Here is a 17,240-nt window from a genome sequence, read left to right as displayed (position 1 = left end):
CGGCGCCGCCCCGTGCTCTCACGGCGCGTGGTTCAGCCTCGCGGCAAAAACCTAGCTGCCCGAAACCCCTACTTTCGTGCGGAAAAAGGTCCGTTACCCGAATGTTGCCGGTACGGGTGAACGACAGAACGGCCCCTTCCCCGGAAGTCCGGGAAAAGGGCCGTTCGGCGGAATTCGGGACTAGCTGAAATCGACGGCGCGGATGGTGTGCGCGCCGACGGTGGCTCCGATCGGCTCGAGCACGTTGGCGTCCACGTGCCGGTCGACGCGCAGCAGCATGATCGAGTCGGACCCGTCGGTGCTCTGGCTGATCTGCGCGGCCTCGATGTTGATGCCCGCCTCGCCGAGCAGCGTGCCGACGCGGCCCATGACGCCGGGCCGGTCCGGGTACTCGATGACCAGCACGTCGCCCTCGGCGCGCAGGTCGAAGTGGCGGCCCTTGACCTCGACGATCTTCTCGACCTCGTCCTTGCCGGTGACCGAACCGGACACGGTGAGCGTCGCGCCGTCGCCGTGCACCGCACGAAGCGTGACCAGGCTGCGGAACTTCGGGCTCTCCGACTCGGAAACCAGCTCCGCCTGCACGCCGAGTTCCTCGGCCAGCCGCGGCGCGTTGACGAAGGTGACCTGGTCCTCGACCACGCCGGAGAACAGCCCGCGCAGCGCCGCCAGCTTCAGCACCGCGGTGTCCTCGCTGGAGATCTCGCCCTTGACCTCGACGGTCAGCGACGTCGGAGCCTTCGGGTTCAGCGCGGTCAGCACCTGGCCGAGCTTCTGGGTGAGCGACAGGTACGGCCGCACGTGCTCGCCGACCGCGCCGCCACCGGACACGTTCACCGCGTCCGGCACGAAGTCGCCGCGCAGCGCCAGCAGCACCGAGCGCGCCACGTCCGTGCCCGCGCGGTCCTGCGCCTCGGCGGTGGACGCGCCGAGGTGCGGCGTGACCACGACGTTCGGCAGGTTGAACAGCGGGCTCTCGGTGGTCGGCTCGGTGACGAACACGTCGATGCCCGCACCGCCGACGTGGCCGCTGCGCACCGCATCGGCCAGCGCCTCCTCGACGATGAGCCCGCCGCGGGCGGCGTTGACGATGATCACGCCCGGCTTGGTCTTCTTGAGCGCCTCGGCGTCGATGAGGCCCTTGGTCTCCGGCGTCTTCGGCAGGTGGATGGAGATCGCGTCGGCGCGTTCCAGCAGCTCGTCGAGGGTGACCAGCTCGATGCCAAGCTGGGCGGCGCGCGCGGCCGAGACGTACGGGTCGTACGCGATGAGCTTCGCGCCGAAGGCGGCGAGCCGCTGGGCGAACAGCTGGCCGATCTTGCCGAGCCCGACGACGCCGACCGTCTTGCCGTTGATCTCGACGCCGGAGAAGGAGCTGCGCTTCCACTCGCCGCCGCGCAGGCTCTGGTCGGCGGCGGGCACGCGGCGGGCGACCGCGAGCAGCAGCGCGACCGCGTGCTCGGCGGCCGACACGATGTTGGACGTCGGCGCGTTCACCACGAGCACGCCGCGTTCGGTGGCGGCCGGGACCTCGACGTTGTCCAGTCCGACGCCCGCGCGGGCGACGACCTTTAGCTGGGTGGTCGCCCCGAGCACCTCGGCGTCGACCTTGGTGGCGGATCGGACCAGAAGCGCGTCGGCGCTCTTCACCGCCTCGAGCAGAGCGGGACGGTCGGTGCCGTCCACGTGCCGGACCTCTACCTCGTCACCGAACACACTCAGCACGGAGGGCGCGAGCTTCTCCGCGATGAGGACTACGGGTTTGCTGGGCTTGGTCACGATGCGGCTCCCACTATCTGGTCACGAAATCGAGGACGCTCTCTCGCGGCGCACGTCGTTGTGCCCGGACTGGCGGGAGTTTAACGCGGGGCACTGACAGCCCGCTGCCCCCGCTGTTCACTTGTTCGTAATCCGGTGAAGACAAGCGTCATCAGGCGCTCTGTACCGCCGTCGCCCGGCAGGTGGGATCCGGCCCAGGAAGCGCCGTGCAGCAACAGAAGCAGCTCCTGGACAGTCACGTCGGTGCGGAAAACGCCGGCCGCCTGCGCCCGTTCCACCAGTTGGGACGCGGCGTCCCGCATCGCGTCACAGGACGCGTGCAGCCGCGATTCCGGATCGTCGAACGCTTCGGCCAGCAGTTCGGTAAGGCCACGGTAAACGGCGGAGGTTTCGCCGAACCCGATGAGCCAGGCGTACAGCGCGTCGAGCGGATCCTCGGCGAGAAGCAGCTCGCGGGCCTTTTCCGCCTGGGTGTCGAACCGGTCCCGCAGCAGCTTCTCGATCAGGTCTTCCCTGGTCGGGAAGTGGCGATAGAGGGTGCCGATCCCGACGCCGGCGTTGCGGGCGACCTCTTCGAGCGAGGCGTCCACTCCGCGTTCGGCGAAGGCGCGCCTCGCTTCGACCAGCAGGCGTTCGTAGTTGCGGCGGGCGTCCGCGCGCATCGGCTTGTCGTCGGTCATCTCGGCTTCGAGCTTATCCCGTGACAAATCGGAGGGTACCTCCGTATAGTAACCGGAGGCAGCCTCTGGTTAGGCTCCCCAAGGAATGCCGCGTTCTGCGGCCGAGAAGCTCATGGAGTCTGGTGTGGACGGGAACGGTGACGCGATGACGGTCGGAATCTGGACATTCGCCTTTGACGGCAAGGAAATCGGCGAAGTCCGGGCGGCGGCGCGCGAGGCCGAAGCACTGGGTTTCGCCGCGCTGTGGTTCGGCGAGTACCGCGGGCGGGAAGCGTTCACCCAAGCGGCCGTGCTGCTCGAGGCGACCGCGAGCCTGCCGGTCGCGACCGGGATCGCCCGGTTTTCCGAACGGTCGCCAGCAGCCGCGGAGGCCGCCGGGCGCACCTTGGCCGAGGCGTACCCGGGCCGGTTCACGCTCGGGCTCGGCGGACATCGGCCCGGCGGCGGAGGCAGCGCGATGCGGGAGTATCTCGACGCCATGGACGCGGCGGACCTGGACTTTCCCGCCGATCCTGGCTCTCGGCCGCGCCGACTGCTCGCCGCTCTCGGGCCAAAAATGCTGAAACTCGCGGCAACACGGACCGACGGCGCGCACACGTATTTCGTCCCGCCGGAACACACGGCCTTCGCCCGGGAAACGATGGGACCTGACGCCTACCTCGCCGTCGAACAGGCCGTCGTCCTGGACGCGGATCCCTTGCGCGCACGGCAAATCGCTCGCGAACACGTCGGCGGATACGTGCGGCTAGCGCCACACCAACGAGCGAACCTGCTCCGGCTCGGCTACACCGAAGCCGACCTCGCCGACGGCGCCAGCGACCGTCTCGTCGACGCGATCGTCGCCTACCGCGGCGAGCAGGAAGTCGCCGACCGTGTCCGCGCACACCTCGACGCCGGGGCGAATCACGTCTGCGTCCAGGTCCTCGTCGACGGACCGGAGATTCCGGTGGACGGCTGGCGTCGCCTCGCCCCGCTAGTGCTCTGACGCTTTTCACCCGGGGGCTTTCGCCGCTTCTTGGCGAAAGCCCCCGGCGGCGCAAGCGAGCCTCCGAACCAATCTCCTGAACGCGAGAACTTTCGCGGCCCCCGCAGGCATTCCCGATCTCCCGCGGTACTTCCCCTGAACGAGCGACCCCGGCCGGACCGTTTCGCCGCCCAGCGTCCACACCCCGCTGTTATCGTCGCGAACGCCTAGCCCGCGTTCGCCCCGGGAGCCGCCGGTGTTCACGAACCTCGCCCTCGCCGCGTCCCGGATGGTCGAACTCGTCCTGCTGGTGCTGGGAATCGTCACCTTCGTCCAGGACAACAACGTCCTCGCCCTGCTCTGCTGGGACCTCGTCGCGCTGGTTTATCTCGGCATCCGGATCGCGCGAGTGTCGCGCAGCCGGAAGATCAGCCACGCCCGGTGGCTGAAAGGCGTTCTCGGCCGTCGTATCGGACTGCTGGTCACCCTGTTGACCAGCATCGTCGGCGTGACCGCCGGCCTGTCGATCGTCCTGCCGGAAACGACCGGCGTCGACCCGGTCGCCGCGAAGGTCGCCGGCGTCCCCGCAGTCCTCCTGGCCTGGGCGATCCTGCATTTCGGCTATGCGGAGCGCTACGCGCAGAAGTACTACGACGATCTCCCGGCACAACACTTCCGCTTCCCCGAAACCGAACGCCCCACGCTCGCCGATTTCACCTATTTCGCGTTCACCATCGGGACGAGCTTCGCCGTTTCGGACGTCGAAACGCGAACGACGTCAATCCGTTCCCTGGTGCTCGCGCACAGCGTCCTGTCGTTCATGTACAACACGGCCACGCTCGGGATCGCGGTCAGCGTCATCACCGGCGGACGTTGAGCTACAGTGTTTCTCGCGCGGCAGGGGCCGCGTCCTGTCCGCGGAAAGGGCTGAGCCCACCCCCGAACCACGAGTTGCCGAGCTATGCCTTCTTCCCTGCCCGGTGCCAGCGGACCACGGGGCGCGCAAGGGAAGGAAGGACTCCCTCATGACGGCCTTGCCCGCCAACCCCAACCTCGGCCAGCTCCGCAAACAGGCGAAGGAACTCGCCCGCGCCGACTCCGTCGCACTGTCGGAAGCGCAGTTCCGGCTCGCGCGTCGCTACGGATTCCCCAGCTGGCCGCAGCTGCAGTCGTACGTCCGCCGCGTCGCCGAACACGGCCCGGACGTCCAGCACGCCTACCACCAAGACGTCGAGTACTACCGCGGCCGCGCCGTCGGCCTCCTCGCCTCAGCCGAGGACGACACCCCCGCCGCGCGAGCCGCCTTCGACCGTCACGAGCAACCACTGACCCGCGCCGGCGCACTAACCGTGATCGCGCGAGAGCACGGCTTCCGCACGTGGCGAGCGCTGAAGGCGCACGTCGAGGATTTGCCGAAAAACGGCGAACCGTTCGCCCGGGCGTATCAGCTGGTAGAGGCCCGAGACCCAGACGGCTTGTCGTCATTGCTGACCGAAGCCCCGCACCTCGCACACGCCCGCGGCACCAACGGCAACGACCTCCTCGGCATGGCGTCCGCAACGCACGACGAACGCCTCGTCCGCATCCTGCTCGCCCACGGCGCCGACCCCGCGCGAGCCAACGCCCATGGATGGACTGCTTTACATCAAGCCGCTTACAGCAATCTACCGCTCATCACCGACATTCTCCTCGAAGCCGGCGCACCACTGGACATTTCCGCTCGCGGAGACGGCGGAACCCCGCTGATAGTGGCGCTGTTCTGGGGAAATCGCGCTGTCGCCGAAAAACTGGCAACGCACGACCGGTCCCCTCACAACCTGCGCGTCGCAGCCGGTCTCGGCGACGTCGCACTGCTGGATGAACTCGTCAGTCCAAAGGGGACACTTTCGCCAGCGGCCGGCGCACACCGTGATTTCTACCGGCCGCACAGCGGTTTTCCCTTCTGGCAGCCGACAAACGACCCGACTGAGATCCTCAACGAATCACTGGCCTGGGCCGCCCGCAACGACCAAACAGCCGCACTCCGCACCCTGACCGCACGCGGCGCGAACCTGAACGCCGACGTGTATCGAGGCACAGCGCTGGCCTGGGCAGCGACGTGTGGCCACTCAGCGGCGACAGAAACCCTCCTGACACTAGGCGCAGACGTCAACCACATCGGCTCCTTCGGCGGCCCCAGCCACGGCGTCGGCGTGACAGCCCTGCACCTGGCCGCCCAGAGCAACCAACTGGACGTCATCGAACTCCTCGTAACCGCCGGCGCCGACCTCACCGCCCGCGACGCCCTCTGGGACAGCACCCCCGAAGGCTGGGCCGAAGCGTGCGACAGCCCCGCAGCTCAGGAGCTGCTGCATCGACTCAGTCGCCACTAATCGGCAACTCCCCGAGTAGACAACCGGAGTCGATAGTCCGTATCGTCTCGATTAACGGACTACCGACTCCGGTTAATCGACCCTGCGGAGACCCTCATGGCCACCCCACGCGCCCTGTTCGACCAGCTCTCGACCGGAATCACCGACGGCCGATTCGCCGACCTGGCCCAGCTCTACGCCGAAGACACCGTCGTAGAACACCCCACCGCCGTACCCAGGCCCGGACGCCTGGAAGGCCGCGCCGCCCTGCACGACCGATTCGTCAACGGCCTTGGCGGCACCCTCCGCCTCACCCGCCACGACGTGACCATCCACGAAACGGCCGACCCGGAAGTCATCGTCGCCGAATACCAGTACACAGCCGAATCGCGGCAAACCGGCCGCACCGCGGAAACAGCCAACATCCAAGTCCTCCGCGTCCGCGACGGACTCCTGATTCACACCCGCGACTACCACGACTATCTGCAATTGGCCGCCATCCAAAACGCAACCGCCGCCCTAGCCGAGGCCTACGCAAACGCCCCCGCGTACGAACCCCACCCCATCGCCCCGCGCCCCACCGCGCCCTTGCCTTTAACCAGTCGAGAAGGCGTCTTCCACCAACTCGTCTTCGGCGTCGCCGACGGACGCTGGCCCGAACTCCCCGACCTCTATGCGGCAAAAACCGATGTCCGGCACCCGTTCCTGCCCGGAGCCCCCATCCTCCACACCCGAGACGACCTACGCACCCACTTCACCGCCGGCGCCGCGGCAGGATTCCGCATCGAGGTGACCGGCCTCGTGCTCCACCTGAGCACCGACCCCGAAGTCATCATCGGCGAGTCGACCTACGTCGGCGAAACCAGCTCGGGGACGCCTTTCCAGGTGAACAACATTTTCGCAATGCGCATCCGCGAGGGACAAATCATCGAATCCCGCGACTACGGCGACCATCTCGCCCTGGCCGCGGCGACTGGCCGCCTGCCGGAGCTAATCGCCCGAGTCACCGGATAACTGCGCCCCGACCAGGCTTTCGCCACTAAACGGCGAAACCTCCGCCGACGCCGAACGCCGTCGCCGCTCAACGGCAACAGCCCCCGCCAGCCCCGGTCGCCGCGAACAAACAACGCCGCCCCCGATACCGAGTCGCTGCTCGCCGGCGACAGCCGCCCGACCATCGAAACCACAGTCGCCACTCAACGGCAACTCCTCCCGCAACACCCGTCACCTTCTACCGGAACTACGTACCGCCGACCGTCGCCTCTACCGGAACTACGTACTGCCGACCGTTGCCGCTCAACGGCGAAAGATCCCCTCCACAACAGCAGCCGAGCAACGGTGGCTCACTAGCCCCGCATTCGCCGTTCAATGGCGACGCCCACGGCTTCAGTCTTGACCACGTGGCAACAAAGGCTCGGCCAATCCCCGACGTGCAGAGGCACCAGCTCGCCGCCCCAACTCTCGCCACTCAGCGGCAAATCCACCCCGAGAACAACCACGCCACCCAGCCACGCCGATCGCCACTGACCGGCAACACACCCCCAACAAATTTCGCCACTAATCGGCAAATCCCCCTGACCAGCACATTGCCCTAAAATCCGCACCCCCAGGCACCCGACCCGGGCAACCCTCACCGCCCCTCGCCACGCTCCTCGACAACCTTCACCAGCGCCGAAGCCACCAACGCCACAGCCCGATCCCCATCCCCCGCCAACCGCCGCAACTCCCCCTGCGCGAGCGTCCCCGGCATCTCCGCAAGCGCTTGCGTCAGCCGGATCCGCACCGACGAATCAGGATTCGCAGCCGACGCCTCAGCCAACGCCTCGACAATCCCCGCCACACCCCCATCCGCCAACGCACCCAAAACCTCAGCCGCCTCGACGTCGTTTCGCCCCTCAACGACCATCTCGACAAGAGTCGGCACAGCCTCCGCGACACCCCGCGCGCCCAAAGCGAGCGCCGCATGCCGACGAACCACAGCGTCCGAACTGACGAGCGCGTCCATCAGCACCGCAGTCGCCTCGTCACCAGGCAGCTCGACGATCGCCAAAACCGCACGACGGCGGATATCCGCGTTCTCCGAGCGGAGGCCGGCCGCGACATTCGCCACCCCGTCGCCATCGGTCCGGGCGAGCGCCCACCGCAAAGCACCGGCGACATTGGGGTCCGATTCGGCGAGGACCGCTCTGGCCAGCACCTCAGCGGGGACCGGCACGTCGTCGGCAGGAGCCAGCACGGTCTGCTGCCGACGCGCGGCGCCGGGTGAGCTGAGCCCGCGCAGCAGCTCGACGATGCGCAAGGCACCCTCCCAGGCCGAGGGTGCCGAAGCATCGACCGCACGGAGCCGGTCGAGCAGTTCCTGTTCCCGCTTCAACCGGTCCTCAGTCCGCCGGATCAGGTCGCCGACCAGCTCCGACGGCACGAAGGCCGGGTCCTCCAGAGCCCGGCCGATCTGCCGCAGCGACATCCCGAGCGACCGCAGGCTCTCCACGTGGAAGATCCGGCGGATGTCGTCGTCGGAGTACTCGCGATAGCCGCCCACGGTGCGACCGGTCGGCCGCACCAGCCCGAGGGCGTCGTAGTGCCGGAGCATCCGGGTACTCACCCCCGAGCGGCGGGCGACCTCGCCGATCAGCACGCGGTTTCCTCAGCCCGCTCCGGACCGAGCGCCGCGATGCGTTTCGCCTCGTAAACGGCCTGGTCGAAACCGGTGTCCGGGTCGCGAAGAAGCCGCTCAGTAGCACCGGCGTGCGCGCGAACAGCCGGGTCTGTGCTCGTCAGCGCCGCCTGCAAGGCCGGCTCGATGACGGGTCCGAGCGCGACCAACGCCCGGCTGAGGCTGAGCTGCACGGTCCGGTCGCCGCGGCCGAGTTGGGCCGCCAGTTCCGCGGCCAGTCCGGCCTTGTCCTCGTCGGGCACGAGGACGACAGCCGCCCGCCACGCACTTCTCGCGACCTCGTCGTCGGCGTCACGCAGCAACGAGCGGGTGATCGCTGGCCACACGCTCCGGTCGCCGATTTTGGACAACGTGTGCAGCGACTGGCTCCGGGCCTGCGCCACCGGCGACCGCAGCTCCGCGAGCAGCCGCGGCACTGTGTCTTCCGCCGGAAAACGGGTCAGCGCCCAGGTCAGCATGTCGCGGACGTAAAAGTCCGGCTCGATGGCGCACCGTGCGACGAGCGCCTCGACGAGACCTGGGCCCTCCGGGTGCGTTCCGATCGTGAGCGCGGCCTGCAGCCGCGTCGACGAGCCCCCGGCGCCCAACGCCTCGATCAGCCGCGTGAGCTGGGAATTCATCTGTGTCGAGTTCATCGGGATCACCTCCGTCGACCAGTGAAGACCTTGTCACGATGTCAAGGTCAAACCCGGCGGGCAAAACGATCGTCGCCGCTCCGTGGCGAAACTGGGCTACCGCCGGTCCGCGCCGATCGCGACGCCGACAATCGTGCACGGTTCGGCACCGTGGTTGCGCCAGGCGTGCCGCGTGCCGTTCTGAACGAGCACATCGCCCGCGCGCAACACCGTCTGATCGCCGTCGTCCAGCTCCAACGTGACCTCCCCTGAGACGACCAGGACGTAATCGAGGCTGTCCGTGGTGTGCATGCCCGGCGAATCGGGCTCCATCGCGGCGGCCGCGCCCGGTGCCTGACGCTCCAGCATTTCCCAGGCCGCAGCCACATCGAGATCCGGCGGAGGCGTCAACTCGCCGGGCGCGATCGTGTTGATCATGAACCGCGACCCGTCCCGCGGCGGGTAGTACTCCTCGGCGCGACGCGGGGAGCCGTCGTCCGGAAACACCGGCCGCTCGTCCCGGCCCCACAGCCGGTAGATCGCGCAGCCGGGCATCAGGCCGGAAGTGATGGGCTCGACCGCCTCGTCGGCGACCACCTGGGCCTTGCCGCCGGAGTCGTGTCCAGTGACCACCCGGCGAACCTTCGCATGCGTCATTCGATCTCCCCTCAGCAAGGATACGGTTGCGTATCCATACGCCACCGTATCCAGCGTGCGCGAGACCGTCAATACGGTGCCGTATCCTCCGCGCATGGTGAACGATTCGCCCCGGCTGTCCGCGCAGGACTGGACCCGGGCCGCGCTGAAGGCGATCGCCGACGGCGGGCTGGCCGCGGTCCGCGTCGAACCGCTCGCGCAGACGCTCGGCGTAACCAAGGGCAGTTTCTACGCGCACTTCCGGAACCGGGACGAGCTGATCGCCGCGGCACTCGCCGATTGGCGGCGAAACCACGGCGAGGCCGGGCTCGCCGAATACGCCGCGATCGACGATCCCGAGCAACGGCTGCGCGACCTGCTGACCGCCGTCGTGCGCGCCGTCCAGCCGCTGGCACCGTCGGTCCACCTGAGCCTGCTCGGCGACCGCAACGACCCGCGGGTCAAGGACGCGGTCAGCCGGGTCAATCAAGCACGATTGGACCTTCTGACCCGCACGTACCGCGAACTCGGACTCCCACCGGACCAAGCAACGCACCGGGCGCGCGTCGCCTATGCGGCCATTCTTGGCCTGCTGCACCTGGCCCAAACCGACGCGGATGCCCCGAGCCCCGACGCACTCGCCGACGCGGCAGCCGCGATCTTCCTGCCGTCCTGACCAGCCACGGCGAAGACGAGCGCCACCGCAAACTCCCCGAACGAGGACGGACGCCTACGCCTCCCCCGGCAACTCGAACTCGCCGTCCCGGACCCCGCGAGTGAACGCGTCCCATTCCGACGGCGTGAACACCAGCACCGCCCCGTCCGGATCGGTCGGCTGCCGGATGGCCACGTAAGTCACCCCGTCCGAATGCGGGACGAACGCGTACTCCGCGCAATGCTCCAGGGTCACGCCCGCCGGTTCGGCACGGATCCAGGTCGCGCCGGTCAGGTCGAGTTCGTGCCGGATGTGCGCCTTGTCGTCGGTCGGGCGGCTCATCGGCACAGCGTATCCGCCGTTCGGCGGTATCGCCTTGGAACGGAAAAGAGGCCCCGCCGTCCGGCGAACGGACGACAGGGCCTCCTCCGAGGGAAACCGGTCAGGCGGTCTCGGTGATCGGGCGGTCCACCCACGACATGAGGTCGCGCAGCTTCTTGCCGGTCTTCTCGATCGGGTGCTGGTTGCCCTGCTCCTCGAGCTTCGTGAAGTTCGGCCGGCCGGCCTCGTCCTCGGCGACCCACTCGCGGGCGAAGGTGCCGTCCTGGATCTCGCCCAGGATCTTCTTCATCTCCTCCTTGACGGCCGGCGAGATGACGCGCGGGCCGCGGGTGAGGTCGCCGTACTCGGCGGTGTCGGAGATGGAGTAGCGCTGGCGCGCGATGCCGCCCTCGTACATGAGGTCGACGATCAGCTTCAGCTCGTGCAGCACCTCGAAGTAGGCGATCTCCGGGGCGTAACCGGCCTCGGTGAGCACCTCGAAACCGGTCTGCACCAGCGCGGACGCGCCGCCGCACAGCACGGCCTGCTCGCCGAAGAGGTCGGTCTCGGTCTCCTCGGTGAAGGTCGTCTTGATGACGCCGGCCCGCGCGCCGCCGATCGCCGCGGCGTAGGAGAGCGCGAGCGCCTGGGCGTTGCCCGAAGCGTCCTGCTCGACCGCGATCAGGCAGGGCACGCCCTTGCCGTCCACGAACTGGCGGCGGACCAGGTGGCCCGGGCCCTTCGGGGCGACCATCGCCACGTCGACGTTCGCCGGCGGCTTGATCAGCTCGTAGCGGATGTTGAAGCCGTGGCCGAAGAAGAGGGCGTCGCCGTCCTTGAGGTTCGGCGCGATGTGCTCCTCGTAGATGAAGCGCTGCTTCGTGTCCGGCGCGAGGATCATGATCACGTCGGCCTCGGCGGCCGCCTCGGCGACCGACAGCACGCGCAGGCCCTGCTCCTCGGCCTTCGCCCGGGACTTGGACCCCTCCTGCAGGCCGATCCGGACGTCGACGCCCGAGTCGCGCAGGCTGAGCGAGTGCGCGTGGCCCTGGCTGCCGTAGCCGATCACGGCGACCTTGCGACCCTGGATGATCGACAGGTCGGCGTCGTCGTCGTAGAAGATTTCCACTGCCATGGGGGGTACTACTTCCTTCCGTACTTACACGAAAACTGGGTGTTCAGCGGGGAGAAGCGGCGGTGATCGAGCGGGCCCCGCGGCCCACCGCGACCATGCCGGACTGGACGAGTTCGCGGATGCCGTACGGCTCCAGCATCCGCAGCAGCGCGCCGATCTTGTCCGACGTCCCGGTCGCCTCGACGGTGAGCGCCTCCGGCGAGACGTCCACCACCTTGGCGCGGAAGAGCTGGACGGTCTCGAGGACCTGGCTGCGCACGGTGGCGTCCGCCCTGACCTTGACGAGCAGCAGTTCGCGCTGCACGGCACTGCCGGCTTCCAGCTCGACGATCTTGATCACGTTCACCAGCTTGTTGAGCTGTTTGGTCACCTGTTCGAGCGGTAGCTCTTCGACGGCGACCACGATCGTCATCCGGGACACCTCGGGGTTCTCCGTGGGCCCGACTGCGAGGGACTCGATGTTGAAGCCGCGGCGGGAGAACAGCCCGGAGACCCTGGCGAGCACGCCGGGCTTGTTCTCGACCAGCACGCTCAGCGTGTGCACGGTCATGCCTGCTCTCCTTCCGCGGCGGCGGCCTCGGCGGCTTCCTGCGAAACCTCGTCGTCGTCGAACAGCGGCCGGATGCCGCGGACGGCCATGATCTCGTCGTTCCCGGTGCCCGCGGCCACCATCGGCCACACCTGGGCATCCTTCCCCACGACGAAATCGATCACGACGGGGCGGTCGTTGATCTCCATCGCGCGCCGGATGGTCGCGTCGACCTGCTCCTTGGACTCGCAGCGCAAGCCTGCGCAGCCGAGCGCCTCGGCCAGCAGCGTGAAGTCCGGGATGCGGTGCTTGTGCGTGCCGAGGTCGGTGTTCGAGTACCGCTCGGAGTAGAACAGGTTCTGCCACTGGCGGACCATGCCGAGGTTGCCGTTGTTGATCACGGCGACCTTGATCGGCGCACCCTCGATAGCGCACGTGGCGAGTTCCTGGTTGGTCATCTGGAAGCAGCCGTCGCCGTCGATCGCCCACACCGGCGTGTCCGGAAGGCCGAACTGCGCGCCCATCGCGGCCGGGACGGCGAAGCCCATGGTGCCGAGGCCGCCGGAGTTGATCCAGGAGCGCGGCTTCTCGTACTTCACGAACTGCGCGGCCCACATCTGGTGCTGGCCGACGCCCGCGACGTACACCGCGTCCGGGCCGACCAGTTCGCCGATCCGCTCGATGACGTACTGCGGAGACAGCGAACCGTCGTCCGGCCATTCGTAGCCGGCCGGGTAGTCCTCGCGCCACGAGTCGACCTGGGTCCACCAGTCGGTCAGGTCGGGGCGGCCGCGGTCGAACTCGGTCTTCACCGCGTCGATCAGCTCGCCGATGATCTCCTTGCAGTCGCCGACGATCGGCACGTCCGCCTTGCGGTTCTTGGAGATCTCGGCCGGATCGATGTCCGCGTGGACGATCTTCGCGTCCGGTGCGAACGACGACAGCTGGCCGGTGACCCGGTCGTCGAACCGGGCGCCGAGCGCGACCAGCAGGTCGGCGCGCTGCATCGAAGCGACCGCGCCGACGGACCCGTGCATGCCGGGCATGCCGACGTGCTGACGGTGCGAATCGGGGAACGCGCCGCGCGCCATCAGCGTGGTCGCGACCGGGATGCCGGTCAGCTCGGCCAGCTCGAGCAGCTGCGCGGACGCCTCGGCCTTGATCACGCCGCCGCCGACGTACAGCACCGGGCGCTGCGCCTGCGCGATCAGCTTCGCGGCCTCGCGGACCTGCTTGCCGTGCGGCCGCAGCGTCGGGCGGTAGCCGGGCAGCCGGAGTTCGGGCGGCCAGGAGAACGAGGTCATCTCCTGCAGCACGTCCTTGGGGATGTCCACCAGGACCGGTCCGGGCCGTCCGGTCGCGGCCAGGTGGAACGCCTCGGCGATCGCCCGCGGGATCTCCGCCGGGTCGGTGATGAGGAAGTTGTGCTTCGTGATCGGCATGGTGATGCCGCAGATGTCGGCTTCCTGGAACGCGTCGGTGCCGATCAGGCCGCGCGACTGCTGCCCGGTGATGGCGACGACGGGGACCGAGTCCATGTTCGCGTCGGCCAGCGGGGTGACGAGGTTCGTGGCGCCGGGACCCGAGGTCGCCATGCAGACGCCGACCTTGCCGGTCGCCTGCGCGTAGCCGGTGGCGGCGTGGCCCGCGCCCTGCTCGTGGCGGACGAGGACGTGCCGGACCTTCGTGGAGTCGAGCAGCGGGTCGTAGGCGGGAAGGATGGTGCCACCCGGAATGCCGAACACGACCTCCGCGCCGACCGCTTCGAGCGAGCGGACGAGCGACTGCGCGCCGGTGACGCGCACCGGCGTACCCGCCGGAGGGGCGGGCTTCGGACGTGCTCCTGGGACACCGGGCGCGGTCGGCCCGGGCTTCGCGTCGCTGCGCGACGTGGCACTGGTCATCGGTTCTGCCTCGTGGGTTCTCGGTGTCACTCGTTCGGGTTGTCTGGGCCGTACTTCCGGTCGGGGAACCGGTTTCACGCAACAAAAAACCCCCGCCGACCGTAAGGTCGCACGAGGGTCGCGCGTCGACGCAGAGGACTCTTCCTAAGCGTCGGCGCGCTGAGGAAGTACGAGACCGGTCTGCGTAATCACGGGCCCGAGGCTAGTCGCGCGCACGGGCGAGTGTCAACTCTGCGGGACGGCGGTTCCGCATCGTGGACGGCCAGTACTGCCGCCCCGCGACCCGGCCGCACGCCGCTCCCGGCGTCGGTGCACCATTCCTGCGTGGCCAAGAAACAGCAGGACCAGCGTGCGGACGAGGGCCGGAAGGCCGTGTTCCGGATCCCGACCACGGCGTATCTCGCGATCGGTCTGCTGACCGTCTGTGTGACTCCGGTCGCACTGGGCGAGATCGGCGGATTCCAGTGGCTGTACGTCTTCCCGCTCGCGCTGCTCGTGTTCGTCGCCCGCACCCGCACCGTCGCGAACCGCGAAGGACTGCAGGTCCGGACCGTCTTCGGCAAGCGCGACCTGCCCTGGTCGTCGCTCAAGGGACTGGCGATCACGAACAAAGCCCGCGTGCGCGCGGTCCTCGGCGATGACACCCAAGTGAGCCTTCCCACTGTGCGGACGCGGCACCTTCCAGTACTGGCGCTGGTGAGCGAGGGCAAGATCCAGGACCCGTCGGGCGTGCTGAGCGAGGAGGAACTCGCCGGGAAGAAGCCGGCGGAGCCTGCCGCGGAGACCGCCCCGGACGCCGCTTCGGAACCGGCCGAACCGGCGTCGTCCGCCGGCAAGGAACAGACCGGCGGCGCCGACGGCAAACCAGCCGAGTAGAATTGGTAGGACCAGTTTGCGGAGCCGTAGTTCCCCTCCGCCTGGTCCAGCCTTCTGACCTGGGAGAATGCCGTGCCGCACCTCCGTTCCCGGACCACCACCCACGGTCGCAACGCGGCGGGCGCACGCTCGCTCTGGCGTGCGACCGGAATGACCGACAGCGATTTCGGCAAGCCGATCGTCGCGATCGCCAACTCCTACACCCAGTTCGTGCCCGGCCACGTGCACCTCAAGGACCTCGGCGAGATCGTCGCCGAGGCGGTGGCCGAAGCCGGCGGCATCGCGCGCGAGTTCCACACGATCGCGGTGGACGACGGCATCGCCATGGGCCACTCGGGCATGCTCTACTCGCTGCCCTCGCGCGAGATCATCGCGGACTCGGTGGAGTACATGGTCAACGCGCACCAGGCCGACGCGCTGGTGTGCATCTCCAACTGCGACAAGATCACGCCGGGCATGCTCAACGCCGCGATGCGGCTCAACATCCCGACCGTGTTCGTCTCCGGCGGTCCGATGGAGGCGGGCAAGGCGGTGGTCGTCGAAGGCGTCGCGCACGCCCCGACCGACCTGATCACCACCATCGCGGCGTCCGCGAACTCGGCGATCGACGAGGCCGGCCTGTCCGAGGTCGAGCGCTCGGCCTGCCCGACCTGCGGTTCGTGCTCCGGCATGTTCACCGCGAACTCGATGAACTGCCTCACCGAAGCGCTGGGCTTGTCGTTGCCGGGCAACGGTTCCACCCTTGCGACGCACGCCGCCCGGCGCGAGCTGTTCGCCAACGCCGGCCGCACGGTCGTCGAGCTGTGCAAGCGCTGGTACGGCTCGGACGACGAGTCCGCGCTGCCGCGCTCGATCGCCACGAAGAAGGCGTTCGAGAACGCGATGGCGCTGGACATGGCCATGGGCGGCTCGACGAACACCGTGCTGCACATCCTCGCCGCCGCGCAGGAGGGCGAGGTCGACTTCACGATCAGCGACATCGACGCGATCGGACGCCGGGTGCCGTGCCTGTCGAAGGTCGCGCCGAACTCCGATTACCACATGGAAGACGTCCACCGGGCCGGCGGAATCCCCGCCATCCTTGGCGAGCTTTACCGCGGCGGCCTGCTGAACGCCGACGTGCACGCGGTCCACGCGCCGGACATCGCCACGTGGCTGAACGAGTGGGACATCCGCGCCGAGTCCCCGTCGGAGAAGGCGCTGGAACTGTTCCACGCCGCCCCGGGCGGGGTCCGGACCACGCAGGCGTTCTCGACGGAAAACCGCTGGTCTTCGCTGGACACCGACGCCGCGGGCGGCTGCATCCGGGACGTCGAGCACGCGTACACGAAGGACGGCGGCCTCGCGATCCTGCGCGGCAACCTCGCCGAGAACGGCGCTGTGATCAAGTCCGCGGGCATCGACGAGGAACTGTGGCACTTCCAGGGCCCGGCGCGCGTGCTGGAGAGCCAGGAGGAGGCCGTGTCGGCGATCCTCAAGAAGGAGATCCAGCCGGGCGAGGTGCTGGTCATCCGCTACGAGGGCCCGGCAGGCGGCCCCGGCATGCAGGAAATGCTGCACCCGACGGCGTTCCTCAAGGGCTCCGGCCTCGGCAAGAAGTGCGCCCTGATCACCGACGGCCGGTTCTCCGGCGGCTCCTCGGGCATCTCAGTGGGCCACATCTCCCCGGAAGCCGCCGCGGGCGGCCTGATCGGCCTGGTGGAAAACGGCGACCAGATCGTCCTGGACGTCCACGAGCGCCGGCTTGAACTGCTGGTCGAGCCGGAGGTTCTGGCCGAACGGCGGGCGAAGATGGACGCTTCGGAACGCCCATGGCAGCCGAAGGACCGGCACCGCCCGATCACCTCGGCGCTGCGGGCCTACGCCCGGATGGCCACGTCCGCGGACACCGGCGCTGTCCGGGACCCGAACCGCTGATTCCTGCTCGTTTTGCCGGAAGGGGCCTGCGCACGATGCGCGGGCCCCTTCCGTTTTCTCGGCTGGTTCTGCCTCTGGCCCGGTGCCGGATCTCCATCGACGCGATTCGCCACTGAACGACCAGCTGTCACCTCGGCACTTTCAGACTGCTGATCAACGCCGTTAGCCAGAAAACGGCCAATCGTCACCTCAGCCGGCCCCC

General features: G+C 68.6%; 16 protein-coding genes. 7 read left to right on the top strand and 9 right to left on the bottom strand.

Going from position 1 to position 17,240, the window contains the following annotated elements:
- Nucleotides 1-180 precede the first annotated feature (180 nt).
- Entirely contained in the window at nucleotides 181-1,779 is a 1,599-nt protein-coding gene (gene serA / locus RPX00_RS22365) for a phosphoglycerate dehydrogenase (protein ID WP_406642133.1), read from the bottom strand.
- Between the two features lie 80 nt (nucleotides 1,780-1,859).
- Complete coding sequence (locus tag RPX00_RS22360; protein ID WP_406642131.1) at nucleotides 1,860-2,459, bottom strand: TetR/AcrR family transcriptional regulator; 600 nt, start codon at nucleotides 2,457-2,459, stop codon at nucleotides 1,860-1,862.
- Nucleotides 2,460-2,583: 124 nt separating this feature from the next.
- Here RPX00_RS22360 and RPX00_RS22355 point away from each other — a divergent pair, with 124 nt between their 5' ends.
- The 4 genes from RPX00_RS22355 to RPX00_RS22340 all read left to right on the top strand — a co-directional run bounded on the left by RPX00_RS22355 (nucleotide 2,584) and on the right by RPX00_RS22340 (nucleotide 6,788).
- Entirely contained in the window at nucleotides 2,584-3,444 is an 861-nt protein-coding gene (locus RPX00_RS22355; RefSeq protein WP_406642129.1) for a TIGR03620 family F420-dependent LLM class oxidoreductase, read from the top strand.
- A gap of 235 nt (nucleotides 3,445-3,679) precedes the next feature.
- Nucleotides 3,680-4,300: a DUF1345 domain-containing protein gene (locus RPX00_RS22350; protein ID WP_406642127.1), complete on the top strand. Its 621-nt coding sequence runs from the start codon at nucleotides 3,680-3,682 to the stop codon at nucleotides 4,298-4,300.
- A gap of 148 nt (nucleotides 4,301-4,448) precedes the next feature.
- On the top strand, nucleotides 4,449-5,795 hold the full coding sequence (locus tag RPX00_RS22345; RefSeq protein ID WP_406642126.1) for an ankyrin repeat domain-containing protein: 1,347 nt from the start codon (nucleotides 4,449-4,451) through the stop codon (nucleotides 5,793-5,795).
- A 96-nt stretch (nucleotides 5,796-5,891) separates the two neighbouring features.
- Nucleotides 5,892-6,788, top strand: a complete 897-nt coding sequence (locus RPX00_RS22340; RefSeq protein WP_406642124.1) for a nuclear transport factor 2 family protein — start codon at nucleotides 5,892-5,894, stop codon at nucleotides 6,786-6,788.
- 616 nt (nucleotides 6,789-7,404) lie between these two features.
- Here the strand turns inward: RPX00_RS22340 and RPX00_RS22335 are convergent.
- From RPX00_RS22335 to RPX00_RS22325, 3 genes are all read right to left on the bottom strand, one after another.
- Nucleotides 7,405-8,412, bottom strand: coding sequence for a MerR family transcriptional regulator (locus tag RPX00_RS22335; protein WP_406642122.1), 1,008 nt, complete (start codon nucleotides 8,410-8,412; stop codon nucleotides 7,405-7,407).
- Nucleotides 8,406-9,086, bottom strand: coding sequence for a HEAT repeat domain-containing protein (locus RPX00_RS22330; protein ID WP_406642120.1), 681 nt, complete (start codon nucleotides 9,084-9,086; stop codon nucleotides 8,406-8,408). The genes RPX00_RS22335 and RPX00_RS22330 overlap by 7 nt, the downstream gene beginning before the upstream one ends.
- Before the next feature lie 96 nt (nucleotides 9,087-9,182).
- Nucleotides 9,183-9,722, bottom strand: a complete 540-nt coding sequence (locus RPX00_RS22325) for a cupin domain-containing protein (RefSeq protein WP_406642118.1) — start codon at nucleotides 9,720-9,722, stop codon at nucleotides 9,183-9,185.
- Between the two features lie 94 nt (nucleotides 9,723-9,816).
- On the opposite strand from RPX00_RS22325, the gene RPX00_RS22320 reads away from it, so the two are divergent.
- The gene (locus RPX00_RS22320) at nucleotides 9,817-10,377 is read left to right on the top strand and encodes a TetR/AcrR family transcriptional regulator (RefSeq protein WP_406642116.1); all 561 of its coding nucleotides are present in this window, start codon (nucleotides 9,817-9,819) and stop codon (nucleotides 10,375-10,377) included.
- A gap of 54 nt (nucleotides 10,378-10,431) precedes the next feature.
- Here RPX00_RS22320 and RPX00_RS22315 read toward each other — a convergent pair whose 3' ends face one another.
- The 4 genes from RPX00_RS22315 to RPX00_RS22300 form a co-directional block, all read right to left on the bottom strand.
- Nucleotides 10,432-10,698 carry a DUF397 domain-containing protein gene (locus RPX00_RS22315; RefSeq protein ID WP_406642114.1) on the bottom strand — a complete coding sequence of 89 codons (267 nt, stop codon included), beginning with the start codon at nucleotides 10,696-10,698 and terminating at the stop codon, nucleotides 10,432-10,434.
- Nucleotides 10,699-10,798: 100 nt separating this feature from the next.
- Entirely contained in the window at nucleotides 10,799-11,812 is a 1,014-nt protein-coding gene (gene ilvC, locus RPX00_RS22310; protein ID WP_037811773.1) for a ketol-acid reductoisomerase, read from the bottom strand.
- A 43-nt stretch (nucleotides 11,813-11,855) separates the two neighbouring features.
- The gene (gene ilvN / locus RPX00_RS22305; RefSeq protein WP_009074017.1) at nucleotides 11,856-12,362 is read right to left on the bottom strand and encodes an acetolactate synthase small subunit; all 507 of its coding nucleotides are present in this window, start codon (nucleotides 12,360-12,362) and stop codon (nucleotides 11,856-11,858) included.
- On the bottom strand, nucleotides 12,359-14,245 hold the full coding sequence (locus RPX00_RS22300) for an acetolactate synthase large subunit (RefSeq protein WP_406642111.1): 1,887 nt from the start codon (nucleotides 14,243-14,245) through the stop codon (nucleotides 12,359-12,361). Before RPX00_RS22300 ends, ilvN begins: the two co-directional genes overlap by 4 nt.
- Nucleotides 14,246-14,569: 324 nt before the next feature.
- On the opposite strand from RPX00_RS22300, the gene RPX00_RS22295 reads away from it, so the two are divergent.
- A complete protein-coding gene (locus RPX00_RS22295; protein WP_406642109.1) occupies nucleotides 14,570-15,121 on the top strand; it encodes a PH domain-containing protein in 552 nt (183 codons plus the stop codon).
- A 72-nt stretch (nucleotides 15,122-15,193) separates the two neighbouring features.
- Nucleotides 15,194-17,038, top strand: coding sequence for a dihydroxy-acid dehydratase (gene ilvD, locus RPX00_RS22290; protein WP_406642108.1), 1,845 nt, complete (start codon nucleotides 15,194-15,196; stop codon nucleotides 17,036-17,038).
- Nucleotides 17,039-17,240 lie beyond the last annotated feature (202 nt).

It is taken from the genome of Amycolatopsis sp. WGS_07 (assembly GCF_045278895.1).
Lineage (GTDB): Bacteria > Actinomycetota > Actinomycetes > Mycobacteriales > Pseudonocardiaceae > Amycolatopsis.
Note: the sequence above shows the minus strand (reverse complement) of the source record. Positions and strands in the feature narration are given on the sequence as shown.